The 24,472-nt window shown below is 65.1% G+C and carries 25 protein-coding genes and 1 tRNA gene; 17 read left to right on the top strand and 9 right to left on the bottom strand.

All coding sequences use genetic code 11. The annotated features are described in order from the left end of the window. Positions 1-103: 103 nt before the first annotated feature. Positions 104-2,143, bottom strand: a complete 2,040-nt coding sequence (locus AC239G_RS09775) for an acyl-CoA dehydrogenase family protein (protein ID WP_172169554.1) — start codon at positions 2,141-2,143, stop codon at positions 104-106. Continuing rightward, a complete protein-coding gene (locus AC239G_RS09770; protein ID WP_487488759.1) occupies positions 2,140-2,751 on the bottom strand; it encodes a TetR/AcrR family transcriptional regulator in 612 nt (203 codons plus the stop codon). Before AC239G_RS09770 ends, AC239G_RS09775 begins: the two co-directional genes overlap by 4 nt. Before the next feature lie 58 nt (positions 2,752-2,809). On the opposite strand from AC239G_RS09770, the gene AC239G_RS09765 reads away from it, so the two are divergent. The 5 genes from AC239G_RS09765 (at position 2,810) to AC239G_RS09745 (ending at position 8,050) form a co-directional block, all read left to right on the top strand. Continuing rightward, complete coding sequence (locus AC239G_RS09765) at positions 2,810-4,099, top strand: acetyl-CoA C-acetyltransferase (RefSeq protein ID WP_139467251.1); 1,290 nt, start codon at positions 2,810-2,812, stop codon at positions 4,097-4,099. Continuing rightward, complete coding sequence (locus AC239G_RS09760; RefSeq protein WP_482400266.1) at positions 4,096-5,448, top strand: 3-oxoacyl-ACP reductase; 1,353 nt, start codon at positions 4,096-4,098, stop codon at positions 5,446-5,448. The genes AC239G_RS09765 and AC239G_RS09760 overlap by 4 nt, the downstream gene beginning before the upstream one ends. After that, positions 5,445-6,296: a MaoC family dehydratase gene (locus tag AC239G_RS09755; protein WP_487488758.1), complete on the top strand. Its 852-nt coding sequence runs from the start codon at positions 5,445-5,447 to the stop codon at positions 6,294-6,296. The genes AC239G_RS09760 and AC239G_RS09755 overlap by 4 nt, the downstream gene beginning before the upstream one ends. Positions 6,297-6,380: 84 nt before the next feature. Beyond that, a tRNA-Leu gene (locus AC239G_RS09750) sits at positions 6,381-6,468 on the top strand. A gap of 274 nt (positions 6,469-6,742) precedes the next feature. After that, complete coding sequence (locus AC239G_RS09745) at positions 6,743-8,050, top strand: M20/M25/M40 family metallo-hydrolase (protein WP_139467248.1); 1,308 nt, start codon at positions 6,743-6,745, stop codon at positions 8,048-8,050. On the opposite strand, the gene AC239G_RS09740 is transcribed toward AC239G_RS09745, so the two are convergent. Both AC239G_RS09740 and AC239G_RS09735 read right to left on the bottom strand, forming a co-directional pair. Further along, on the bottom strand, positions 8,004-9,032 hold the full coding sequence (locus AC239G_RS09740) for a DMT family transporter (protein WP_487488757.1): 1,029 nt from the start codon (positions 9,030-9,032) through the stop codon (positions 8,004-8,006). The genes AC239G_RS09745 and AC239G_RS09740 overlap by 47 nt on opposite strands. Positions 9,033-9,036: 4 nt before the next feature. After that, a complete protein-coding gene (locus AC239G_RS09735; RefSeq protein ID WP_139467246.1) occupies positions 9,037-9,219 on the bottom strand; it encodes a DUF5703 family protein in 183 nt (60 codons plus the stop codon). 58 nt (positions 9,220-9,277) lie between these two features. On the opposite strand from AC239G_RS09735, the gene AC239G_RS09730 reads away from it, so the two are divergent. Then, positions 9,278-9,991: a histidine phosphatase family protein gene (locus AC239G_RS09730; protein ID WP_139467245.1), complete on the top strand. Its 714-nt coding sequence runs from the start codon at positions 9,278-9,280 to the stop codon at positions 9,989-9,991. A gap of 78 nt (positions 9,992-10,069) precedes the next feature. On the opposite strand, the gene AC239G_RS09725 is transcribed toward AC239G_RS09730, so the two are convergent. Next, positions 10,070-10,906, bottom strand: a complete 837-nt coding sequence (locus AC239G_RS09725) for an undecaprenyl-diphosphate phosphatase (RefSeq protein WP_139467244.1) — start codon at positions 10,904-10,906, stop codon at positions 10,070-10,072. A gap of 69 nt (positions 10,907-10,975) precedes the next feature. Between AC239G_RS09725 and AC239G_RS09720 the strand changes: the two genes are divergently transcribed. Beyond that, positions 10,976-11,890 (top strand): aldo/keto reductase, encoded by a 915-nt coding sequence (locus tag AC239G_RS09720; protein ID WP_139908047.1) that lies wholly within the window; start codon positions 10,976-10,978, stop codon positions 11,888-11,890. A gap of 29 nt (positions 11,891-11,919) precedes the next feature. Here the strand turns inward: AC239G_RS09720 and AC239G_RS09715 are convergent, their stop codons facing one another. Beyond that, complete coding sequence (locus AC239G_RS09715; RefSeq protein ID WP_487488756.1) at positions 11,920-12,180, bottom strand: hypothetical protein; 261 nt, start codon at positions 12,178-12,180, stop codon at positions 11,920-11,922. A 57-nt stretch (positions 12,181-12,237) separates the two neighbouring features. Here AC239G_RS09715 and AC239G_RS09710 point away from each other — a divergent pair, with 57 nt between their 5' ends. From AC239G_RS09710 to mshC, 3 genes are read left to right on the top strand one after another with little or no spacing between them, the layout of a single operon-like run. Beyond that, positions 12,238-12,801 (top strand): DUF3090 family protein, encoded by a 564-nt coding sequence (locus AC239G_RS09710; protein ID WP_139467242.1) that lies wholly within the window; start codon positions 12,238-12,240, stop codon positions 12,799-12,801. 6 nt (positions 12,802-12,807) lie between these two features. Beyond that, positions 12,808-13,620 carry an SCO1664 family protein gene (locus AC239G_RS09705; RefSeq protein ID WP_139908046.1) on the top strand — a complete coding sequence of 271 codons (813 nt, stop codon included), beginning with the start codon at positions 12,808-12,810 and terminating at the stop codon, positions 13,618-13,620. 60 nt (positions 13,621-13,680) lie between these two features. Further along, entirely contained in the window at positions 13,681-14,940 is a 1,260-nt protein-coding gene (gene mshC / locus AC239G_RS09700) for a cysteine--1-D-myo-inosityl 2-amino-2-deoxy-alpha-D-glucopyranoside ligase (RefSeq protein WP_259356768.1), read from the top strand. 56 nt (positions 14,941-14,996) lie between these two features. On the opposite strand, the gene AC239G_RS09695 is transcribed toward mshC, so the two are convergent. Further along, the gene (locus tag AC239G_RS09695) at positions 14,997-15,827 is read right to left on the bottom strand and encodes a proteasome assembly chaperone family protein (protein ID WP_139908044.1); all 831 of its coding nucleotides are present in this window, start codon (positions 15,825-15,827) and stop codon (positions 14,997-14,999) included. Between the two features lie 22 nt (positions 15,828-15,849). On the opposite strand from AC239G_RS09695, the gene AC239G_RS09690 reads away from it, so the two are divergent. Next, the gene (locus AC239G_RS09690; RefSeq protein WP_487488755.1) at positions 15,850-16,524 is read left to right on the top strand and encodes an HAD family hydrolase; all 675 of its coding nucleotides are present in this window, start codon (positions 15,850-15,852) and stop codon (positions 16,522-16,524) included. Between the two features lie 3 nt (positions 16,525-16,527). Here AC239G_RS09690 and AC239G_RS09685 read toward each other — a convergent pair whose 3' ends face one another. Next, on the bottom strand, positions 16,528-17,337 hold the full coding sequence (locus tag AC239G_RS09685) for a RecB family exonuclease (protein WP_487488754.1): 810 nt from the start codon (positions 17,335-17,337) through the stop codon (positions 16,528-16,530). Positions 17,338-17,464: 127 nt separating this feature from the next. Here AC239G_RS09685 and AC239G_RS09680 point away from each other — a divergent pair, with 127 nt between their 5' ends. Genes AC239G_RS09680 through arc form a run of 3 tightly spaced genes read left to right on the top strand, consistent with a single transcriptional unit; the run spans position 17,465 to position 21,393 of the window. Next, positions 17,465-18,625, top strand: a complete 1,161-nt coding sequence (locus tag AC239G_RS09680) for a site-2 protease family protein (protein ID WP_487488753.1) — start codon at positions 17,465-17,467, stop codon at positions 18,623-18,625. A 45-nt stretch (positions 18,626-18,670) separates the two neighbouring features. Beyond that, positions 18,671-19,744: a tRNA (adenine-N1)-methyltransferase gene (locus AC239G_RS09675; protein WP_487488752.1), complete on the top strand. Its 1,074-nt coding sequence runs from the start codon at positions 18,671-18,673 to the stop codon at positions 19,742-19,744. Further along, on the top strand, positions 19,741-21,393 hold the full coding sequence (gene arc, locus AC239G_RS09670) for a proteasome ATPase (RefSeq protein ID WP_139467234.1): 1,653 nt from the start codon (positions 19,741-19,743) through the stop codon (positions 21,391-21,393). The genes AC239G_RS09675 and arc overlap by 4 nt, the downstream gene beginning before the upstream one ends. 102 nt (positions 21,394-21,495) lie before the next feature. Here the strand turns inward: arc and AC239G_RS09665 are convergent, their stop codons facing one another. Continuing rightward, positions 21,496-21,900: a DUF3054 domain-containing protein gene (locus AC239G_RS09665; protein WP_139467233.1), complete on the bottom strand. Its 405-nt coding sequence runs from the start codon at positions 21,898-21,900 to the stop codon at positions 21,496-21,498. A gap of 32 nt (positions 21,901-21,932) precedes the next feature. On the opposite strand from AC239G_RS09665, the gene dop reads away from it, so the two are divergent. The 3 genes from dop to prcB are packed head-to-tail and all read left to right on the top strand — an operon-like array spanning position 21,933 to position 24,464. After that, positions 21,933-23,462 (top strand): depupylase/deamidase Dop, encoded by a 1,530-nt coding sequence (gene dop / locus AC239G_RS09660; protein ID WP_139467232.1) that lies wholly within the window; start codon positions 21,933-21,935, stop codon positions 23,460-23,462. Between the two features lie 11 nt (positions 23,463-23,473). Beyond that, complete coding sequence (locus tag AC239G_RS09655) at positions 23,474-23,665, top strand: ubiquitin-like protein Pup (protein WP_025778371.1); 192 nt, start codon at positions 23,474-23,476, stop codon at positions 23,663-23,665. 1 nt (position 23,666) lies between these two features. Further along, positions 23,667-24,464 (top strand): proteasome subunit beta, encoded by a 798-nt coding sequence (gene prcB, locus AC239G_RS09650; RefSeq protein ID WP_139467231.1) that lies wholly within the window; start codon positions 23,667-23,669, stop codon positions 24,462-24,464. Positions 24,465-24,472 lie beyond the last annotated feature (8 nt).

Here is a 24,472-nt window from a genome sequence, read left to right as displayed (position 1 = left end):
CACCGTCGCCAGCCGGCGACCCGAATCTCCCCAAGCACCAGAAGACCCCCGCAGACCGTTCGCTGCGGGGGTCTTCTGGTGTGCCCGGATCACGGGCCTGCGGTCACCGTGCGGCGGCCTTCGCCTTCTTCTTCGCGGCCTTGCGCAGCTGCTTCTCGTCGACCGGGAAGTCCTGACGAGCCCGCGCCCGACGGTAGTAGTCGGCGGCCTCTGCCTGACGCTCGGCTTCGACGCCGGAGGCGATGGTGGCCCGACGGTGGACATCCGAGTAGCCGAATGCTTCGACGAGGTCGAGGGCATTGGCGGCAAGCTTCTTGCACAGACGGTTCAGCGTCTCGTTGATCTGGCGTGCACGCGACATCGGCAGGCGACCGTACATGAGGTGCCAGGCCATGTGCTTCTCGATCAGTCCGAGACCGTAGGTGTCACGCAGACGACGGAAGGCCTTGGCCTGATCGGCGTCGGTCTGCTCCTTCATCTTCTCGTCCAGCGCCTTCCACTTCTCGAGCTCGACATAGGCGCGTGCCATCTCGATGAGCTCATGCTGGTGGACGTTGAACAGATCGGCCGCCTGCGCGGCCGGCATCTTCGTCGCAGGTCGCAGTGCCTGAGCGACTCCGGCGACCATGACCTCCAGTCGCGTTTCGAGCAGTGTCCGCTGCAGGCGTCCCGACCTGATCCGCTTGTCGCCGAGGTTCGGGGTCAGCGCATCCGAGATCGCCCGTCCGGCATTGGCCAGACCGGTGCGGTAGAGCGTATGTTCGGCGGCCTGGGTGCCGATGAAGCGGGCGGCTCCGCCGACGTCGAGGTTCGCGAATTCCTTGGCATAGTCGCCGAGGAGGCGCTTGGCCACGAGCTGCAGCAGCACCGTGTTGTCGCCTTCGAAGGTGACGTAGACGTCGAGGTCGGCGCGCAGCCCGACGAGGCGGTTCTCCGCCATGAATCCGGCACCGCCGCAGGCCTCACGGCATTCCTGGATGACGTCGAGCGCCATCCAGGTCGAGTCGGCCTTGAACGCAGCCGCCCGGGTCTCGAGCAGAGCCCGGTTCTCCTCGGAGTCATCGGCTCCGGCGAAGACCTCTTCGAAGGAGGTCAGCAGCTTCTCGTGCGCGAACGCCGAGGCGTAGACGGCGGCGAGGGCCGGCATGAGGCGACGCTGATGCTGGCCGTAGTCGAGCAGAGTCGTCTCGGCGAAGTCATCGCCGGCCGTGAACTGCTTGCGCTCGAGTCCGTAGCGCACGGCGATGTCGAGGGCGATCTTCGATGCGACCACTGAGGCGCCGTCGAGCGAAACACGACCCTGGACCAGGGTGCCGAGCATCGTGAAGAAGCGGCGTCCCGGCGATTCGATGGGGGAGGAGTACGTGCCGTCGGCGGTGACGTCTCCGTAGCGATTGAGCAGGTTGGTGCGTGGGATCCGCACGGAGTCGAAGGCGAGGCGACCATTGTCGACTCCCTTGAGCCCGCCCTTGTAGCCGTCGTCTTCGATCGAGACTCCCGGCATCGGCTCACCGGCCTCGTCGCGGACGGGCACGAAGAAGGCATGCACCCCGTGCTTGACACCTTTGGTGATGAGCTGAGCGAAGACGACGGCGGCCCGGGCATCGCGGGCGGCGTTGCCGATGTACTCCTTCGTTGCGGCCCGGAAAGGGGTCTCGATGACGAACTCTTCGGTCGCCTCATCGTAGGTGGCGGTGGTCGCCACGTTCGCCACATCGGAGCCGTGCCCGATCTCCGTCATCGCGAACGAACCCAGCAGACGGCCGGACTGAGCGTCGAGCAGCCACTTCTGATGCTGCTCCTTGTCTCCCAGATGGAGGATCGCTCCGCCGAAGAGTCCGAACTGGACGCCGGCTTTGATCTGCAGGCTCGGGTTGGCCGTGACGGTCTCTTCGAACCCGGCGACGTTCGTTGCGTGTTCGTTCTTTCCGCCCATCTCCGGTGACAGCCCGGTCATCGGCAGCCCGGTCTCGGCCATCATCATGACCCCGTCTAGGGTCTTCGCTCGTGCGGTGTCGAGATCATCGGCCGGATCGTCATGGGTCGACGGCTCTTCGGCCAGAGTCCGCCCGCGTCGGCGAGCTTCTGCCCAATGTCCGTCGAGGACGTCGTTGATGGCTTTCGGGTCAAGAGACAGCTTCATTGTTCTACTCCTCGTTGTTCGGGCAGGGTTGCCCAGAGCCAATGGGTGATGGTGGTGGCGAATTCCTCGGGCCGGTCCGGTCGGGACAGCCACGTCTCGGTGGCGGCGCGGACGAAACCGATCGCTCCGGCCGACCACAGCCGAGCCTGTTCGCCGCTCAGCCCGAGGCGTTCGGCCAGCTGCCCGGCAATGGAATTGAAGAAACCGCCGGTCTCCTCGGGCGCGAACCGGTTGACCGCGGTGTCGCAGAAGCGATACACGTTCGGAGAATTCGCGGCGAGCGTGACGAATGCGCGGATCATCGCGGCCAGGGACTCCTGCGCCGCGGCTGAGCCCTCGCCCTTCGCCGAGGCGGCCGCGGCCTCGTCGAGAGACCGGACGATGACGCCCATCGCCCATTCACCCATGGCCGACTGCAGACCTGCCCGGTCGGTGAAGTATCGGTAGAGCACCGACTTCGACGTCCCGGTCGCGTCAGAGATCTGCTCCATCGACATATCGTCGCCGTACTCGTCGACGACGAGCCGCACGGAACGCAGAAGTTCGCGACGACGCTCATCGCGATGCTTCTGCCATCTCGTCGAGCGACCGTCTGTGATCGATTTCATGTAACCGACAGTATCAGGTACTGTCGGTATCGGCTAAATCAACCACTCGGAGGTGCACATGTCCGCTCCCAACAACCGCGCCGTCATCCTCGGCGGCAACCGAATTCCCTTCGCCCGCTCGAACAAGCAGTACTCGAAGGCCACGAACCTCGATATGCTCACCTCGGCCATCGACGGGCTCGTTGCCCGCTTCGGACTGGCCGGAGAGAACATCGGCGAGGTCGCCGGAGGTGCAGTCCTCAAGCATTCGAAGGACTTCAACCTCACCCGGGAAGCCGTGCTCGGCTCCGCCCTGGCACCGACGACCCCCGCCTTCGATCTCGGTCAGGCCTGCGCCACCGGCCTCGAAGCCGTGGTCAGCCTCAACAACAAGATCAATGCCGGGCAGATCGAATCCGGAATCGCCTCGGGTGTGGATTCGACGTCCGACGCTCCGATCGTCATCAACGATTCGATGCGCGAGATCCTCCTCGAGCTCACCCGTGCGAAGACGATGGTGCAGAAGGCGAAGATCGCCTCCCAGATCCGCCCCGCCTACCTCGCACCGCAGGCTCCGAGCACGGGCGAACCGCGCACGGGCTTGAGCATGGGCGAGCATCAGGCGATCACCACCGCCGCCTGGGGCATCAGCCGACAGGCCCAGGACGAACTGGCCGTGGCCTCCCACAAGAACCTCGCCGCGGCATGGGAATCCGGCTTCTTCGATGACCTCACCACCCCGTACCTCGGGGTCAGCCGCGATACGAACATGCGTGCCGACTCGACCGTGGAATCCCTGGCGAAGCTCAACCCCGTCTTCGGCAGGAAGCTCGCCACCGAGGCGACCATGACCGCCGGCAACTCGACTCCGCTGACCGACGGCGCCTCCTCGGTGCTGTTGGGCAGTGAGGATTGGGCAGACGAGCACGGCTTCACCCCGTTGGCGCGCCTCGTCGATGCCGAAGCCGCCGCCGTCGATTTCGTCGACGGCGACGAAGGTCTGCTCATGGCCCCTGCCTACGCAGTTCCGCGGCTGCTGGCCCGCAACGGGCTGACCTTCGATGACTTCGATGTCTTCGAGATCCACGAGGCATTCGCCTCCACCGTGCTCTCGCACCTGGCCGCCTGGGAATCCGAAGAGTTCTGCAAGGATAAGGTCGGTCTCGATGCGGCGCTGGGCACCATCGACCGCGACAAGCTCAACCCGCTGGGCTCGAGCTTGGCCGCCGGCCACCCCTTCGCCGCCACCGGCGGACGCATCATCGCCAGCACCGCCAAGCACCTGAAGACCACCGGCAAGAAGCGCTCCCTGGTCTCGATCTGCGCTGCAGGCGGACAGGGACTCACTGCGATTGTGGAGGCAGCATGAAAGACACCTATCTCTCCCTCGTCAACGGACCGCTGAAGCAGGTGGCCAAAACCCTCGGTCTGCCGCAGCCGGTCGAACTCAATCGCTTCGGCTCCACCCCGGCGTCCTATGAGAACAAGCCGGTCCTCGTCCTCGGCACCGGTCCCGGGGCCCAGGGGCTGGCCGATCAGCTGCTGGAGAACGGACTTGAGGTCCGCCGCAACGCACAGACCGGTGAGAAGCTGCGGGCCGTCATCGCCGTCCTCGACGATGCGCAGTCCCCGGCTGACCTGTCACCGGTCGTGCTCGAAATCGGCGCCGCCCTGCGTTCGCTTGCCACCTGCGGTCGAGTGATCACAATCTCGACGGCACCGGATGCGCAGAACCAGACACCGGAGCAGGCCGCCACCGCCCAGGGCATCACCGGCTTCACCCGGTCCGTCGCCCACGAGATGCGCGCCGGCTCGACCGCCAACGGAATCTTGCTCGACGGCGTCGACCTCACCGCACCCTCGGTGAATGCGGCCCTGTGGTTCCTGCTCTCGGGCAAGTCCGCTTATGTCTCCGGCCAGTTCCTCACGGTGTCTTCGGACGCCGGTCAGCGGCTGAGCCTGGACGAATTCATGTCCACCGGTGACGCCGGCCCGCTGGCCGGTCGCACTGCCGTGGTCACCGGTGCCGCACGTGGAATCGGAGCCGCGATCGCCGAGAACCTCGCCCGCGACGGCGCCTACGTCATCGGCGTGGACATGCCGCAGGCAGGGCAGGCGCTGGCGCAGGTGATGAACCGGATCGGCGGCAAGTCGCTGCAGCTCGACATCACCGCAGCCGATGCCCCGGACAAGATCGCCGAGGCGCTCGGGGCACCCGTGGACGTCCTCGTCCACAACGCCGGCATCACCCGCGACAAGATGCTGGCGAACATGGACGCGGCCAAATGGGATTCTGTCATCGCCGTCAACATCGCCGCGCAGACGATGATCAATGCGCGCCTGGCGGAGAAAGGACTCTTCGCCGACGGCGCCCAGGTCGTCTCCCTGGCCTCGACCTCGGGAATCGCGGGCAACCGCGGCCAGACGAACTATGCGACCTCGAAGGCCGGCGTCATCGGACTCACGGCCGCCTCGGCGGAGGACTTCGCCGCCCGCGGGGGAGCGATCAACGCGGTGGCACCCGGCTTCATCGAAACGGATATGACCGCGAAGATGCCGACTCTCACACGCCAGGTCGCGCGCCGGCTCTCGAGCCTGCAGCAGGGCGGGCAGCCGGTCGATGTGGCCGAAGCGATCGGCTTCCTCGCATCCAGCGGTGCCCGCGGCATCAACGGACAGACGCTGCGTGTCTGCGGTCAGAACATGGTGGGTGCATGATGGCGGATTCGATGCTTCCCATCTATGCCCGTGCCCTGCTCAAGACCCTGCCGGTGGGCCCGCGCACCGGTCCGGAGCTGCCGGACCATGCGATCGATCGCAGCATTCCGCTCGAACCGGTCGCCTATGCGGGCTTCGCCCACGTCGTCGGTCACGGTCTGGACGATATCGTCCACCCCGGCTACCTGCACATCCTCGGCTTCCCGCTGAGCATGCAGCTGTTGGCCGACCCCGAAGTGCCGCTGCCGATGATGGGGATGGTCCACATCCACAATCGCGTCGATATGCATTCGCAGGCCCGCCTCGGCGAGGTTGTGGACTTCCACCTCGAGCTCGCCGGTCCCTTCGAGCACACGAAGGGCACCACGATCGAGGTTCGGCTCGAGGCGAAGGTCGACGGTCGTCCCGTGATGGACGAGGTCTCGACGTACTTGGCCAAGGGGCGGAAGCTCTCCGGAGCCAAGCCGAAGGCACAGGTGCCGCACCTCGAGTTCACGGCGCCGCAGCCCAGTGCCCTGTGGCGTCTGGATCCGATCATCGGTCAGCGCTATGCGAAGGTCTCCGGTGACTACAATCCGATCCACCTCAACGGTCTGGCCGCGAAGGGATTCGGATTCCCACGGCAGATCGCCCATGGGATGTACAGCGCCTCCCGGGCGTTCTCGGCAATGGATCCGCGGCTCGAGTCCTACCGCTGGGATGTGTCCTTCGCGAAGCCGATCCTGCTGCCCGGCACGGTCGGCTATGCGCTGACCTCCGGGCGTCGTCACGAGGCTGCGCAGTCGGCCGTCTTCGACCTGAAGAACGGCAAACCGCACGTCCTCTCGCGGGTGGCACACCTCGAATGATGGCGTGATAAGTGCAGTGCGTCACAAAAGCCGATTTCGATTTTGCGACACCGTTTCGCGCATGTAGAGTTATCTCTGTTGCCAGCGCGAGTGGCGGAATTGGTAGACGCGCTAGCTTGAGGTGCTAGTGCCCAACTTATCGGGCGTGGGGGTTCAAGTCCCCCTTCGCGCACAACGAGGAGATGGCCTCCGGATTTCGATCCGGAGGCCATTTTCGTATTCGGCAGTCCGAGACGTCGGGCTATCGGCCGAAGAGTGTGGAAAGCATTGGGGCTTCTGCGGGTTCAAAGATCATCCGCCCCGACCCCGATCACCACGGATGAACTTCTGACCCGCTGATTCACGCCCGATCGTCTGTGAGCCGGGCTCGCGGGTGGGATACGGTGGTGACTGTCAGGCCGATCACAGCACTGCCGCGTGATCGAACCACCATCGAGGGGAGCCCCGTGTTTGATTTCAGCACCGCAGAGGACGAAGTCACCGAACTGTGCCGTCAGCTCATCCGCATCGACACCCAGAACTGGGGCGGGAACAAAGCCAACCCGGAGCTGCCGGCCGCCGAACTCATCGCGTCCTGGCTCTCCGAGGTTGACCTGAAGTCCGAAATCGTCGAATCCTCCCCGGGCCGGGCCAATCTCGTCGCCCGTGTGAAGGGCTCCGACCCGGAGGCTCCGGCACTCGTCGTCCACGGCCACACCGACGTCGTTCCGGCGGCCGCGGAGGACTGGAGTGTCGACCCCTTCGAAGGAGTCGTCAAAGACGGTCTGCTGTGGGGCCGCGGAGCGGTGGACATGAAGAACATGGACGCGATGATCGTCGCGTCCGTCCGCGCCATGCTCCGCCAGGGACTCACTCCGCGTCGGGACCTCGTGATCGCGTTCTTCGCCGACGAGGAGGCCGGAGGAAACTACGGTGCCCGCCATATGGTGCGCAACCGTCCCGAGCTGTTCTCGGGAGCCACCGAGGCGATCTCGGAGGTCGGCGGGTACTCCGTCGACGTCCGCGGCCAGCGGATCTACCTCATCCAGACGGCAGAGAAGGGGCTGGCCTGGCTCAACCTCGTCGCTCACGGCACCGCCGGACACGGATCTCAGCGCAACGACGACAACCCTGTCACGCGGCTCGCCGCCGCGATCACCCGGATCGGCAACCACCCGTGGCCGCAGGAGATCCCCCTGGCCACAAGGAAGCTCCTCGAAGGCGTCTCAGAACTCACGGGAATCGAGTTCACGGCAGAGACGATCCCGCAGCTGCTCGCCGAACTGGGATCGGTCGAGAAATTCGTGGCACCGACCCTGCAGAACACCTCCAACCCGTCGTTCCTCGAAGCCGGATACAAACACAACGTCATTCCCGGCACCGCGACCGCCTACGTCGACTGCCGCACTCTGCCGGGACAGCACGAGGACGTCATGCTCAAGATCAAGGAACTCGCGGGGGAGGGGATCGACATCACCGCCGAGGACGAAGGCGAGGCGCTCGAGTCGCCGTTCGACACTCCGCTGGTCGCGCAGATGCAGAAGAGCCTGCTCGCCGACGACCCGAGCGCGAACGTCCTGCCCTATACGCTCTCCGGAGGCACGGACAACAAGTCGATGGCCGAGCTCGGAATCACCGGCTACGGCTTCGCTCCGCTCCAGCTGACCGGCGACCTCGACTTCCCGGCCATGTTCCACGGCGTCGACGAGAGGGTGCCGATCTCGGCGCTCAAGTTCGGGACGCGGGTCCTCGGCGACTTCCTGATGAAGGCCTGACCGCTGATTTGGGCCTGACCGCTGAAGTTGAAGGCCCGACCGGCACCGGCAGAATCGTCACGACGATACCGATGAGCACTCCGATGGCGCTGAGCACCGTGGTCAGCGTGACATCGGAGCCGGGAATCGGCAGCAGCACATCGAGGGCCAATGCCCCGACGAGGTTGCCGAAGAGCGCGAACAGGCTGAGCAGCAGCACACCCAGCCTGGCTACGGTGACCGTCGTCAGGGCGATGAAGACCACCCCGAAGGCCCCGCCGAGGAGGATCCACCACTGATCCGGCGCGGTCGGGAATTCGCGCCAGGGATGTCCGGTCATGAGCAGGACGAATGTGCCGACGACGAGTGCTGCGAAGCCGACCGTGAAGTTCACCGTCGTCGCGACCACCGCCGATTCGGCAGCAGCCCGGATATGGCCGTTGAACGCCTGCTGCACACTCGTCAGTGCCCCGGAGACGAGCGGGAGCAGGGGAGTCCACAGCGGAATCCCCGACTGCAGGCGGTCACCTGCGGCGAAGGCCAGGGAAGCGAGGACGATGACCACGCCGAGGATGCGCAGGACGCTCAGACGCTGACGGCCGCCCGGCGGCAGCTCGGTGGTATCGACGATGAGCCCACCGGTGACCTGGCCGGAGACGAACGCCATCGTGAACATGGCCACGCCGATCCGCGGAATGGTCGTGGCCTGTGCGATGACGACGAGGCAGCCGCTCAAGCCCCCGAGGAGCATCCACCTGGGCAGCGTACGATCCCGCAGCAGCGCGATGAGACGTCGGCCGGCAGCACGGGATCGGGCCGAGACTGCCAAGGCGATGCCGACACAGAGGAGGCCGACGAAGAATGAGACGAGCGCGGCGAAGACGGCATGTCCGAGCACCTGCCCGAGCAGACCGTTCGCTCGTCCCTGCAGGGACATCGCCGCTCCTGCAGTGATCGTGACGAGGCCGGCAGTGAGAACAGGAACGAGGGAAGGCGATCTCACCCCATCAGCTGCTCATCGTCAACGGCATGATCTTCCGGCGCAGCCACACGGTGCGGACTCCGCCGACCGATATGCGGGTGCGAGCGAGCTCCCATTGGCCGTATTCCGCCTGGTCGTTGAGTTCCTGCAGGCTGACCGACCGCGGCACATCACGAGAGAACGAGACCTTGCGGAACTCGTATGTCATACGTGGACGCTGACGTTTCATAGCCTCACCCTAGACGATCTGGGCTAATCTTGAGGGTATGCCCGTCATCGTTCTGCTGCGGCACGGCCTCTCCAGCGCCAACGTCTCCGGAATCCTGGCCGGACGCGCACCCGGCGTGTCCCTCACCGATGAGGGAACCCGGGCACTGCGGGCCAACCTCGAACTGCTGCCGCATCGGCACTTCACCCAGCTGCTGCATTCGCCCCTGCAGCGCTGCGAACAGACCGCATCGATCGCGGCCGAAACAGCTGACTTCGATCGCATCGACGTCGACGAGGCCGTCATCGAGCTCGACTACGGCGAATGGACGGGCCGGCCACTCAAGGAACTGGGCCAGGAGCCCCTGTGGGCGACCGTAGTGAAGTCGGCGTCGCAGGCCAGGTTCCCCGGAGGGGAATCCATCACCGAGGCGGCCGAACGTTCCACAGCCCGAGTCCGTGATCTCGTGGCCCAGCTGCGTAAGGACGAACGTGCCGATGCCGAAGCCCGGGGCGATGCAGTGCCCACGGGCGGTGCCGAGAAGTCGGCTCCGCCTCGGTGGGCGATGATCGTCTCCCATGGAGACATCATCAAGGCGATCATCGCCGACGCCCTGGGGATGCCGCTGGACGATTTCCAACGGCTGAGCGTCGCTCCCGGGTCGTTCACGGTCATCGACTTCTCCGGTGACAGGCCGGTGCTCGCGGCGATGTCGGTGACCGCCGCCGGACTCGCCCAATCGGCCGCCGTCGGCGGCGGCGGAATGCGCTGATCCCGGCACTCGCAAGCGAATGCCGGGATCAGATGATGCTGGAGTGTCGGACGACAGCCCAAAATGAAATGTGCGGACTCAGACTGCTGCGAGGACTCCGGTGCCGAGCAGGATGTAGAGGACGATGCCCAGGGCGACGCGGTACCAGACGAAGATGGCGAAGGACTTCGTCTCCACGTACTTGAGGAACCAGTGGATGACGACGAGACCGAGAGCGAATGAAATCACTGTGGCGAGGATCGTCGGTCCCCAGCCGAGAACCATGGCTTCACTCCGACCGAGCGTCTGCGCCACACCGTAGAGACCGGAACCGACCACGGCGGGAATGGCGAGCAGGAACGAGTAGCGAGCCGCCGCAGGACGATCGAAGCCCATGAAACGGCCGGCCATGATCGTGCCGCCCGAGCGTGACACGCCGGGAATGACGGCGAGCGCCTGCGCGAAGCCGAACAGGATGCCCTGACCCCAGTTCATGTCCTCGAGGGTGCGTTCGCGTTTCCCGGCCCAGTCGGCGATGCCGATGATGAGACCGAAGACGATGAGCATCGTCGCGGTGATCCAGAGGCTGCGCAGTGCACCCTCGATGTAGTCCTGGAAGAGCAGGCCGATGATGACGATGGGAATCGAACCGACGATGATCAGCCAACCCAGGCGCACCTCGGGGTCCCTGCGATCATGCTTGCCGACGAGTGCCTTGCACCATTTGGAGATGATTGTGACGATATCGCGCCAGAAGTAGACGACGACGGCCGCCTCGGTGCCGATCTGGATGATGGCGGTGAAGAACGCGCCCGGATCCGAACCGGGCAGCATAAGTTCGCCGACGATGCGCACATGCGCCGAGGAGGAGATCGGGAGGAACTCGGTGAGTGCCTGCACGATTCCGAGCACGGCAGCGACCAGCCAGTCGTACATACGACTCCTTGAGAATATGAGGTGGGAACGAAACCACGGTAGTCGCAGCATCGGGTAACCTCAAGAAGCATGAAGCACCAACGCCTCGGCACTACCGGTCTGGACGTCAGCGATGTGGGTCTCGGAACCTTCGAGTGGGGGCATCGGGTCGATGACCAGGTCGCCCAGCGCCTCGTCGATGAGTACAAAGACGCAGGTGGCAACCTCATCGAGCTGCCCAGCTCGGCCACGATCTCCGCCGAGGTTCTCGGACGGCTGAGACTTCCCGAAGAGATTCTGCTGCTGGCCCGGGTGGGCGTGTCCATCAGTGAACCCGGCCACATCGAGGCCGGACTCGGGCGCTCGAGAATCCTCAGCCAAGTCGATTCTCTGCTGCGCACAGTCGGTCGCGACCACCTCGACGTGCTCATCCTCGACGTCTTCGATGCCGAGGTCGACCGTGCCGAGACCGCATCGGCGGTCGAGACCCTGCTCACTCTCGGGAAGATCCGCTACGTGGGCGTGTCCCACCACACCGGTTGGCAGCTGGCGGAGATGCGCGGGGCCGGGATTCCGGTCGCGTGTGCCGTCGCAGAATACTCGCTGCTCAACCGCGAGGCCGAGGCAGAGCTCGTTCCGGCCGCCGACTATGCGGGAGTCTCAATCATCGCTGGAGCAGGACTGGGTCGCGGAGTGCTCACCGACAAGTACCGGAACGCGACTCCCCAGGATTCGCGGTTGGCGGGAGAGCTGAGCGATTACGCCGGTGCCTATCTCGATGAGCGGTCGAACCGCGTGCTTGCCGGCGTCCGTCGTGCCGCGACCGCTCTGGGCGTGTCGACATTGGACATCGCCCTCGCCTTCAACCGGCAACACGGCATCGCGAGCACTTTGGTCTCGCCGCGCACTTCGGCACAGTTGGCCGAGGTCACCGCCAGCGAGGTCGAACTGGCGGATGAGATCGCCGAAGTGCTCGACCAGATCTCCTGGGGTCCGTCGGACTAGAGCGGCAGGTCCGACGCTCTGTCAGGCCCTCAGTCGTCCTCGTCGTCATCGTCGAGGAGGAACTCGTCATCGTCCTTGGCATCCTCGACGTCATCGAAGAGTTCGAATGGGGTGACTTCGTCGAACGCGGTGTAGATCGCGTCTTCGTAGATTTCGAAGGCATCGGCCAAAGCCATATAAGCGGCTTCGACTCGGGGGTCTTGCTCACCGTTGCGGTGCGCGGATGCAGCGTAGTGCTCTCTCACTGCTTCGAGGAATGCGTCCAGGGCCTCACGAGGATCAGTGCTCATGACTCAAATGTATCCCAGGCCGGACCGTCATGTAAGTCTTTGAACTAGGCTGAAGACATGGCAGCTCTGTACGACCACCCCACACCCGATCGTTTCGTCGTCGGCACAATCGGACTTCCCGGCGAGAGGACGTTCCTCCTCCAGGCGAAGTCCGGCAACGCGCTGACGACCGTGGTCGTCGAGAAGGAGCAGGTCGAAATCCTCTCCGACCGGATCACCGAGCTGCTCGACATGGTGATGATCAAAGATCCGGCCGCGCGGGTGCCGCAGACGGCGCTCGACGATCTCATCGACAACGCCGGGCTCAACGTGCCCATCGAACCGGAGTTCCGCGTCGGCACGATGAGCCTGGGCTGGGACACCGTCAAGCACGAACTCGTCATCGAATGCTTCGAACTCACCGAGGCGGACGCCCAGGCCGGAACCTCCGCCGACCCCGATGACGACGAAGTCGAACGCGAAGTCCTGCGCATCGTCCTCGGCGCCGCCGCCGCCCGAGAATTCGCCCGCCGCGGAGAACAGGTCGTCAGCGCCGGACGCGGAGACTGCCCGTTCTGCTCCCTCCCGCTCGAACCCGATGGCCATCTGTGTCCCCGGGCCAACGGGATCCCGCGCGCCTGAACCGTGATGGACCACGGGATTCTCCTCGACGCACTGGCTGCGGGGGACTGGACGGAGATGGGATCGATCCCACGCGCCAGCAACGACACCCGACTGCTCGTGCTCGAACACGAGGGCCGGGCGATCAAGGCCGTCTACAAACCCATCTCGGGCGAACGGCCCCTGCACGATTTCCCGGCACAGACACTGGCCCTGCGCGAGGTGGCGGCGTATCGACTCTCCGCCGCACTCGACTTGGGGGTCGTTCCGCCGACGGTTCTGCGCGATGATCTGCCCGCCGGCCGCGGATCCCTGCAGGCCTATGTCGAAGCCTCCGACGATGACGAAGCCGTGACCCTGTCGACGGTCAACGCGATCCCCGTCGATCACACACCGATCTTCGCTCTGCGCACCGAGGACGGACGCGACCTCGTACTCTCCCATTCCGTCGACGAGAGCCTGCGTTCCATCGCCTTCTTCGACCTGCTCGCGAACAACGCCGACCGCAAAGCCGGTCATGTCATCACCGGCAGCTGCCTGCCGAGCACCGCCGCGGCCGACATCGGCGTCTTCGGCATCGACAACGGACTGACCTTCCACAATGAGGAGAAGCTGCGCACCGTTCTGTGGGGTTTCTCTCGCACCTCGTTCTGCGCCGAAGAGATCGATGCGCTTCAGGAAGTCGCCACCATGGACGAGAGGCTGCGGACGCAGCTGAGCGACTGCCTGTCGGCAGACGAGATCGAGGCTCTGAAAGACAGGGCCGACCGGCTTCTCGCCGCCGAGTTCTTCCCCGACGCACCGGACGATCGCACCGCCATTCCCTGGCCGCCGATCTGAAACCGGCATCACTTCGCTTCGGAAGTGCCGAACGCCTGCCTCTCGGTTAGGCTGGGTGCCGTGAAGTCATGGCCCGAACCTCAACTGCCCCGTCTGACCAGCACCGGCAAGGTGCCTACGGTTTTTGATACGAGCACACGCAGCCCGCGCAGGCTGCGCGGATCCAAGCAGACCGCTCGACTCTACGTCTGCGGCATCACCCCCTATGATGCGACGCACCTCGGGCACGCCTCCACCTATGTGGCCTTCGACCTGCTCAACCGGATCTGGCGCGATGCGGGACTCGAAGTCGAGTATGCACAGAACACCACTGACGTCGACGATCCGCTGCTGGAGAGGGCCGACGCCACGGGAGTCGACTGGCGCGAACTCGCCTCGTCGCAGATCGATCTCTTCCGAGAGGATATGGAAGCCCTGCGGGTGATCCCGCCGGCGAACTTCATCGGCGTCGTCGAATCCGTCGACGAGATCGCCGCCGGCGTCCGCGATCTCGTGGACAAGGGGGCCGCCTACACTCTCGACAGCGGTGACGTCTACTACCGTGTGTCGACGCAGATCACCCCACCGTTCGGCACAGTCAGCCATGACGACGCCGAGACCATGGCAGCGCTCTCGGCCGAACGCGGCGGTGACCCCGAGACTCCGGGCAAGGAGAATCCCATCGATCCGCTGCTGTGGCGGGCCGAACGCGAAGGCGAACCGTCCTGGGACGGAGGCACACTGGGCCAGGGACGACCGGGCTGGCATGTCGAATGCACTGTCATCGCCGATCGGTATCTCGGCTTCCCCGTCGACGTGCAGGGAGGCGGCAGCGACCTCATCTTCCCTCACCATGAGATGAGTGCCGCCCATGCTGCTGCCTGGCGGGACACACCCATGGCGAAGACCTATATGCACACCGGAATGGTGGGCCTCGACGGCGAGAAGATGAGCAAGTCCAAGGGCAACCTCGTCCTCGTCTCGAAGCTGCGCGAGCGCGGAGTCGACCCCATGGCCATCCGTACCGTGATCCTGTCCAACCACTACCGCAGCGACTGGAGCTTCACCGAGGAGCAGCTGTCCATCGCCGAAGCACGTCTGCAGGCATGGAAGCATGCGGCCAAATGCGAATCAGAATGTCGCCAGGGCCTGCGCGAGCACATCATCGGCCTGCTGCGCGAAGCACTCACCGATGACCTCGACAGCCCGCGGGCTCTGGGGATCCTCGACGAATGGGCCGAACACTACGCGGACTCCGAACCCTCGGAGACGGCAGCTATCACCGGCGACCGAGTCGCCGACGCCGTCGACGCCCTGCTGGGCATCCGCCTGCTCGACTGACATCGCACGACCGATGTCGACCGGCGCTCACCGCCTGACCTCCGGGAGTCGGTGATTCACTTATCGCGGCCGCGTTTGCGCAGATAGCGTTCGAACTCGGCTGCGATGGCATCCCCGCTGGCTTCGGGCAGCTCCGTCGAATCGTTCTGCTTCTCCAGTGCTTGGACGAGTTCTGCCAGCCGCGGGTTGAAGGAGACGAGTTCGTCGGCGCCGAGCTCCCATGCCCGACTCTCCTCTTCGAGCACGTGGATGTCGATTTCGATGCCGGCATAGCGTTCGACGGCCTTCGCCAACGCGAGTTCGGCTTTCGGCGACGGCGACTCGGCCAGATAGTCCGGCACTCCCACCCACAGATTGATGGCGCGGACCCCGCGCCACCGGCAGGCGACGCCGAGGAGACCGAGAATGCCGATGGGACCCTCATAGCCGTTGGCGTCGATGCCGAGCTCGGACGCAAGCTCTGCGTCCTCCGTGTTGGCCACCACCGGCAGCGGACGTGTGTGCGGAACCTCGGCATGGAGACCGCCGAGGAGGATGACGGTATCGTCGTCACCAACGTGAGCGAGGACGAGGGAGAGGAACTCCCGCCATTTCAATCCCGGTTCGTGACCGTGGATGACCGTGATCGGCTGCTCGCCGAGGAGACCTCGATGGACCGCGACACCCGGCCAGGCGATCGACGCCGTCCCGTCCTCGTCGCGGATGATCTCGGGTTCGGAGAAGCGGAATTCGTAGAACCCGTCGGTGTCGAGGATCTCGGAGTCATCCAGGTGCCAGACCTCGATGAGATCCTTGACCAGTGAGCTGGCTGCTTCGGAAGCATCGGCATCCTGACCTTCGAAGGCGATGAAGACGAGTGCCCCGGACCCGGATGGAAGAATACTCATGGTTCCAGACTACGCTGGGCGTATGACGAACCATGCATCAGCCGACCCTGCCGCCGTCCTGTGGGACATGGACGGAACCCTCGTCGACACCGAGCCGTATTGGATCCGCGCCGAGACCGAACTCATGAACGCCCATGGGCTGTCCTGGTCGGAAGAGCAGGGGCTCGAATTCGTCGGCAACGAGCTCATCGTCTCCGCCCGGATGATGCGTGAGGCCGGCCTCGATCTGCCCGCTGAGGAGATCGTCGAGACCCTGATGGGCAACGTCATCGGACAGATCCGCGAATCCGTGCCTTTCCGGCCCGGTGCGCTGGAGCTGCTGGCCGAGCTCAAGGCCGAAGGCATTCCGAACGTCATGGTCACGATGTCGTACCGGCCGCTGGCCGAGGCGGTCATCGCCAATTGTCCGCCCGGCAGCTTCGCCGGTCTCGTCGCCGGCGATGAGGTGACCGCCGGCAAACCGGATCCGGAGCCCTATCTGCGGGGGGCTGCGCTGCTCGACCTCGACCCGGCCGACTGTGTGGCACTGGAGGACTCGAAACCGGGCCTGGCCAGTGCCGAGGCGGCCGGCACCATTGCGATCGGGATCCCGCATTTCATCGACCTCGAACCCCGTCCGGGTCGGACCCTATGGGAGACCCTCGAAGGCCGCAGTGTCGCCGACCTGCGACGACTCCGTGCGCAGCAGAGCGCCTGAGCTCTACGCTCCCACGATCTTCGTGATCTCCGGAGTCGGGGGAGCGGTGTTGCCCCACGCCGGGCACAGCGGCTTGAAGGTGCACCAGTTGCACAGCGGTGACTTCTTCGGCCGCCACCGGTCCGACTCGGCCGAGGCGATGATGTCCTTCCAGATGGCATCGATCTCGAACTGGGTCTGTTCGACCTCCGCCATCGTCGGATGAGACTTCAGCACGCTGCGCGAACCCAGGTACATCAGCTGCAGGGTGTGGACGAGCTCGCCGGAGAGTCGGTAGACGACGAGAGCGTAGAAGCCCATCTGGAACTTGGCTTCTCGTCCGTACTGAGGTTTCGGCTGCTTGCCCGTCTTGTAGTCGACGAGGCGCCGCTCCCCGCCCGGGGCGACGTCGACGCGGTCGATGAACCCGCGCAGCTCGAGACCGCTGTCCAGTGTGGTGCGGACGAACTTCTCCGTCTCCTCCGGTTCGAGATGCTCGGGATACTCGAGCACGAAGTAGGAATCGATGAGCCGACGCGCCGATGTGAAGAACGTCTCCTTCTCCGATTCGCCCTCGAAGATCTCGAGCACATCCGGGTCCTTCTCGACGAGCTCGTCCCACGCCGGCATGAGCATCGTCTGCGCGAGCTCCGCCGTGCGTTCGGCCGCCGGTGCGGTGAACAGCTTCTCGAGCACCGCATGGACCACCGTGCCGCGGAATGCCGCCTGCGAAGGCGGTTCCGGCAGCTTGTCGATGTTGCGGAAGCGGAACTTCAGAGGACATTGGATGAAGTCATTGGCCCGGGAGGGCGACAGACTGGTGAGCTCGGCCATAACTCCACTGTAACGACCTGCACGGACACGACGTGGCGACCAGCGATGAGTGCGTCGTCGCTGTTAGGCTGAGTAACCGACCCTCAGTGGTCCGCTGACCACGACATCGACCGGAGGAACCCCTTCAATGGCCGCGAAAAACCACCACCCCGGTGCGTCATCGGGTCTGCGCCTGGGCACTGTCCTCGGCGCTCCGGTGATTCTGGCGTGGTCGTGGTTCCTCGCCGCCATCGTGATCACCATCCTCTTCACCCCGTGGCTCAACCAGGTCCGACCGGATCTGGGGATCGGGGCGTGGTTCGTCGCCTTCGCCTATGCGGTGCTCCTCTTCGCGTCCGTGTTCCTCCACGAACTCGCGCACGGCGTCGCCGGCCAGTTCTACGGACAGAAGGTCGCCGCGATCGAGCTGAACATCTGGGGAGGGTTCACCCGCTTCGAGCCCCAGATGGACAACCCGCGTGACAAAGCGGCGATGACGAGCTTCGTCATCTCCATCGTCGGCCCCATCGTCAACATCGTTCTCGCCCTGCTGGGATGGTGGTGTCTCAGCGCCGCCAGCCCCACCTCGGTGCCGTGGCTGCTGCTCATCGCCGTCACCTTCGCCAACGTCGCCCTCGGTGCGATCAACCTGCTGCCGGGCATTCCGCTCGACGGCGGCTGGGCGCTGCAGGCGATCATGTGGCGCATCACCGGTTCGCAGTTCCTCGGCACGATCGTGGCCAGCTGGGTCGGTCGGATCATCGCCGTCGGCTTCATCGGCTGGTCGGTCATCACCCCGCTGCTCCGCGGTGATCGGCCGGAACCGCTGACCGTGGCCTGGATGTCGCTCATTGCGATCATGCTGTGGTTCTCCGCAGGAGATGCCGCCACCCACGCCAAACGGGCCCGGAAGATGGAGACCTACGACCTCTCCCAGGTCATCCAGCCCGCGATCGCCGCCACCTGGGATGCCGACCTGGCCGACACCCTCGACTATGCGAACACGCTCGGGAACGCGAAGGAACGCACCCTCATCGTCGTCCTCGACCAGAAGGGGCTGCCGTACGGTCTCGTCGACCGGCACGCCGCAGCCGGTCGCCTCGCCGAAACTCTCGAAGCGGTTCCCGCCGGCGAGGTCGCCCGCCCTCTGGCCGGGTGGATCGGAGTGCCGAAGGAAATCACGGCCCCGCACCTGCTCGAATCGCTCACCCACCGCCCCAAGGCGCAGTTCAGCCTGGTCATGGACGGCAACACCCTGGTCGGAGTCATCGACCTGCAGGAATTCTTCGACGAACTCCTGGCAGCCTGAGCCGGTTGTGTGAGGCAATCCTCACCAGCGTAGAGTGGACTCATCATGACTCAGCCACTGCATTCCCGGCCCCCGCGCGTTCTGAGCCGCGGAGAGAAGGTCCAGCTCACCGACCCCAAGGGGCGGATGCACACCTTCGTGCTCGCCCCGGGTGAGCACTTCCACACGAACAAGGGCCTCATCAGCCACGACGACATCATCGGGCGCACAGAAGGAATCATCGTCGCGAACACCGGGGGAGTCGACTTCCAGGTCTTCCGCCCGCGCTACGAGGACTTCGTGCTCTCCATGCCTCGCGGCGCCGCAGTCGTCTACCCGAAGGATTCGGGACTCATCGTCACCCTCGGCGATATCTTCCCCGGTGCCACCGTCGTCGAAGCCGGCGTCGGATCCGGAGCCCTGTCGATGGCGCTGCTGCGCGCCGTGGGCGCGACGGGATCCGTGCACTCGTTCGAACTGCGTGAGGAATTCGCCACGATCGCGGCCGGAAACATCGCCGACTTCTTCGACGGCGAACCGGACAACTGGTCCGTCACCGTGGGCGACCTTGCCGAAACTCTGCCGCAGACCTTCGGGCCCGGCAGCGTCGACCGCGTCGTCCTCGACATGCTCACCCCCTGGAACACGCTCGAGGCCGTCAGCGAAGCCCTGACACCCGGGGGAATCGTCATCGCGTATGTCGCCACCGTTCCGCAGCTCTCACGCTTCGTCGAAGCCCTGCGCGCTTCCGGCAAGTTCGCCGAACCCGAGTCCATGGAGGCCATGGTCCGCGGCTGGCACGTCGACGGACTCGCCGTCCGGCCCGACCACCGGATGATCGCCCACACCGGGTTCCTCATCATGGCCCGCCGAATGGCCGACGGCATCAGTCCGTTGGAGAAGAAGAAACGCCCCCAGGGAGCCACCGCGGCCGCCGAGGATGTGGCGGCGTGGACGGAGCCCGAAGTCACCGAGGCGGCGATCGGCACCCGCACCGCGCACGGCAAGAAGCTGCGCCGGGTGATGCGAGAGGCCGGCAGACGCCTGCGCACCGAGCCCGAGGACTCCGCAGATGCGCAGCCCACAGATGTCACAGAAAGCCCGACCAGCAACAGCACAGGGCCGAAGGAGGATCGATGACAGAGACCACGACCGAGGTGAAGAAGCTGCGCGAGGACACCGCGTCCCTGCGCCAGCAGCTCTACACAGCGGGCAAACGCAATGAAGCACTGTCGAAGACTCTGCGCACGGCCCGTGATGAGCTGAACCGGATCAAGGAAGAGGCTCGGCGCCTGACCGAGCCGCCGAACAACTGGGGCACGCTCATCGCGCTCGGCGAGAACGCAGTGACGGCCGATGTCATCGTCGGCGGACGACGCATGCGCGTGGCCGTCGCCCCCGAAATCGAACCCGAGACGCTGCGAGCCGGAGCCGATGTGCTCCTGTCCGAAGGCCTCGTCATCATCGGCACCGGCGAGTTCCCACCCGTGGGATCGGTCGTCAACGTCCGTGAGTTCGTCGACTCCCAGCGCATCCTCGTCGGAGCTCCCGGCGATGACGAGCAGGTCTTCACCCTCGCCGCCGGCCTCGTCGACGCAGGACTGCGCGTCGGCGATGCCGTCATCGTCGACACCCGGACCCATTACGCGCTGCAGGTCGTCGAGAAGCCCGAGGTCTCCTCGCTGCTGCTCGAAGAAGTCCCCGACATCACCTACCAGGACATCGGCGGACTGGCCGACCAGATCGAACAGATCAAGGATGCCGTCGAACTGCCCTTCGAACATCCCGAGCTCTACACCGAACACGGACTCAAACCGCCCAAGGGCATCCTGCTCTACGGCCCTCCCGGCTGCGGAAAGACGCTCATCGCAAAGGCCGTGGCGAACTCCCTGGCCGACCGCACCGGAAAGGTCCGCACGAGCAAGACCTACTTCCTCAACATCAAAGGTCCGGAGCTGCTCGACAAGTACGTCGGCGAAACCGAACGTCAGCTGCGCCTGATCTTCGCCCGGGCACGCGAGAAGGCGTCGGCCGGCTTCCCCGTCGTGGTGTTCTTCGACGAGATGGAATCACTGTTCCGCACCCGCGGCACCGGCAAGTCGTCGGACGTGGAGACGACGATCGTGCCGCAGCTGCTCACCGAGATTGACGGAGTCGAACAGCTCGACAACGTCATCGTCATCGGTGCGTCGAACCGCGAAGACCTCATCGACCCCGCGATCCTGCGCCCCGGCCGGCTTGATGTGAAGATCCGCATCGAACGCCCCGACGCCGAAGCGGCCCGAGACATCTTCGAGAAGTACCTCACCGCGGAGCTGCCCCTGCATTCGAGCGTGCTCGCCGGCCACGACACCCCCGCCGAGGCGGTCTCGGCACTCATCGACAGCTGTGTCGAACGGATGTTCGCAGAGACTCCGGAGAACGAATTCGTCGAGGTCAGCTACGCCGACGGGTCGAAGGAAATCCTCCACTTCTCGGCCTTCGCCTCCGGCGCGATGATCCACAACATCGTCGACCGTGCGAAGAAGGCGGCAATCAAATCGCTGCTCGACACCGGCGAGCGCGGCCTGCGCCCCGGCCACTTCGAGGATGCGATCGCCGAAGAGTTCAGCGAACACGAAGACCTGCCGAACACGACGAACCCCGACGAATGGGCACGGATCTCCGGGCGCAAGGGTGAACGGGTCACTCATCTGCGGATGATGCACCTCGACACGACCAGGGGAGCCCCGACAGTGCCGTACGAGACCGACATCGCCGAGGTGCGGCCCAACTCGGACCTCGTCTGAGAAGGGTCCGGTAAGAACGACGAGCCCGCCGCTTCCGTCAGCTGACGGAAGCGGCGGGCTCGTCTCGTTACCGGCCGTGCACAGTGCCGAAGGGGAAGATGCTCAACGGCTGCGCTTGCGGCGGCCCGAACCCCCGGAGACGGCCGTGGCGATGAGACGCCAACCGACCAGAGTGATGAGGTTGAGCGACGTCGCGACGATCATAAAGCTCACCGGCACCGACCCCGGATCGCCGCCGGCTCCGGTGACACCGCGCAGGACGAGTCCGACGAGGACGGTGATAGCCCAGACCCCGGTTCCCGTGGCCAACGGAGCGATCGGCCGATCCCAGACGGCCGTGAGCAGCCAGGCGATGACGAGGGCTGCGACGAACGGCCACGCTGTGGTCATCAGCCCCTGCGGATCGAAATTGTGAGAATGTGTGTAATGACCGACGATCGTGAACAGAACCACGAGGATGAGGTCGACGATCAGTGCGATGGGGAGATGAGATTTCTTCGTTGCCACGTCCCCGAGTCTAGACCTTGGAGGAGAATCAGATGCTCAGAGTCAGGCGCGTCATGGGAGCCGAGACGGAGTTCGGCCTCAGCCAGCCGGGCAATCCGCGAGCGAACCCGATGCGGGACTCGGCGCGTGTCGTCGACGCCTATGCCGGGCCGCGCGGACTGAAGTCGTCCCAGAACTTCTGGGACTTCGCCACCGAGTCTCCATTGGCCGACGCCCGCGGCTTCTTCATGAACATCGCCGACGCCGACTCCTCGCAGCTGACCCATATCCCGCAGGACGACGTCGAAGCCCAGTACCTGGCGAACGTCGTCACGGAGAACGGTGCCCGCTACTACGTCGACCACGCTCATCCCGAGTACTCGTCCCCGGAAGTCCTCACTCCACGCGATATCGTCACCTTCGACCGGGCCGGCGACCTCGTCGCCCTCGAATCGGTGCGGACCCTCGAGAAGAGCGCGGAACCGGTCAATCTGTACAAGAACAACACGGACTCCAAGGGAGCCTCCTACGGCACCCATGAGAATTACCTCGTCGACCGGTCCACGGACTTCGACGACATCGTCGCGGGCCTCGTCCCGTTCTTCGTCACCCGGCAGATCCTGTGCGGATCCGGACGGGTCGGCATCGGTCGCGAAGGCGAGGGCAAGGGCTTCCAGATCTCGTCCCGCGCCGACTTCTTCGAAGCCGAAGTGGGGCTCGAGACCACCCTGCGCCGTCCCATCGTCAACACCCGGGACGAACCACATGCCGATCCCGCGAAATACCGCCGGCTGCACGTGATCATCGGCGACGCCACCCTGGCGGAGCCTGCGACGTTCGTCCGCTTCGGTTCGACCTCCCTCGTCCTCGGACTCATCGAGGCCGGGCTGGCACCGCAGATCGAACTCGCCGATGCCCTGCAGGCACTGTGGGACGTCAGCCACGACCTCGACCTCAGGGCTCCGCTGGCGCTGAGCGACGGTACGACGACAACGGCATTGGAGATTCAAGAAGCCTTCTACTCCGCGTGCCTCGAACACGCCGATGCCGAGGATGCCGAAACTGCCGAGGTGCTCGCCGAATGGCGCCGATTCCTCGATGGGCTCTCGACCGACCCGACGACCCTGGCCGACTCCATCGACTGGGTCGCCAAATGGGTGCTGCTCGAGAGCTACCGTTCTCGTGAGGGAATCGACTGGGACCATCCGAAGCTGGCCCTCATCGACGTCCAGTACCACGATGTGCGCCCGGAGAAGGGACTGTTCCACAAGCTCGAACGAGCCGGCCGCATCCGTCGGATGACCACCGACGCCGAGGTCGAAGCCGCCGTGGTCAACGCACCCGACGGGACCCGCGCGTTCCTGCGCTCCGTGGCGGTCAGCCGCCTCGGCGAGGATCTGGTCGCCGCCAGCTGGGACTCGCTCGTGGTCAACGCGGGAGCCCTCGGTGTGGTGCGTCTGCCCATGCACGAACCGCTCAAAGGCACCCGTGAGCTGCTTGCCGATCGGGTGGAGGGAATCGAAACCGCCGAGGGCCTGCTCAAGGCACTCGGAGTGGATAGACTGAGTTCGAAGAACGACTGAAGGAGTGTGAGATGAGCTCGCAGGAACAGGTCCAGAGAGACAAATCGTCCGGTGGGGGAGACGCCCCCGTCGATCCGCCGGAGGCCGTGCAGGGACAGATCAACACTCAGAACGTCGATTCCATCCTCGACGAGATCGACGGTGTGCTCGAGTCGAACGCGGAGGAGTTCGTCAAGAACTTCGTGCAGAAGGGCGGCCAATGAGATGGCAGGATTCCCTCCTGCATTCTTGAGTTCGACGAGCAATTCGTTCGTCGAACTCGCCCGCTCCTCGGCGCCTGAAGCGCTGCCGCACCCCGGTGTGCGGGATCTGGCCGAACAGTCCCCGGAGGGCACGACGATCATCTGCTTCCGCACCGCCTCGGGCATCCTCATGGCCGGTGACCGGAGAGCGACGATCGGCAACCTCATCGCCTCGCACTCGATGGAGAAGGTCAAAGCCGCCGACGACTACTCCGTCATCGGCATCGCCGGCACCGCCGGGGTCGCACTCGACCTCATCCGGCTCTTCCAACTCGAACTCGAACACTACGAGAAGATCGAAGGCGCCCGTCTCTCGCTCAACGGCAAAGCCAACCGCTTGGCTGCGATGCTGCGCGGAAACCTCGGGCTGGCGATGCAGGGACTCACCGTCGTCCCGCTGTTCGCCGGAGTCGACGTATCCAGACCGCAGGGTCAGATCTTCAGCTTCGACGTCACCGGCGGAAAGTACGAAGAGCACCGATTCCATTCCATCGGCTCCGGTTCCGGTTTCGCCCGCGGGGCGCTGAAGAAGCTGTGGCGGGCCGACCTCGACCACGAGCAGGCGATTGGGGTTGCCGTCGAAGCCCTCTTCGACGCCTCCGACGACGACTCGGCGACGGGCGGACCGGATTTCGTCCGGCAGATCGCCCCGACGATCTTCACCGTCGACCTCGAGAACGGGGTCACCGAGGTCGATTCGGCCTCCGTCTTGGACACCGCCACCGAGGTCGTCGCCCGCCGCACGGCCACCGCCCGGTGATGACTGCG

It is taken from the genome of Brevibacterium sp. Lmc1 (genome assembly GCF_057654315.1).
Note: the sequence above shows the minus strand (reverse complement) of the source record. Positions and strands in the feature narration are given on the sequence as shown.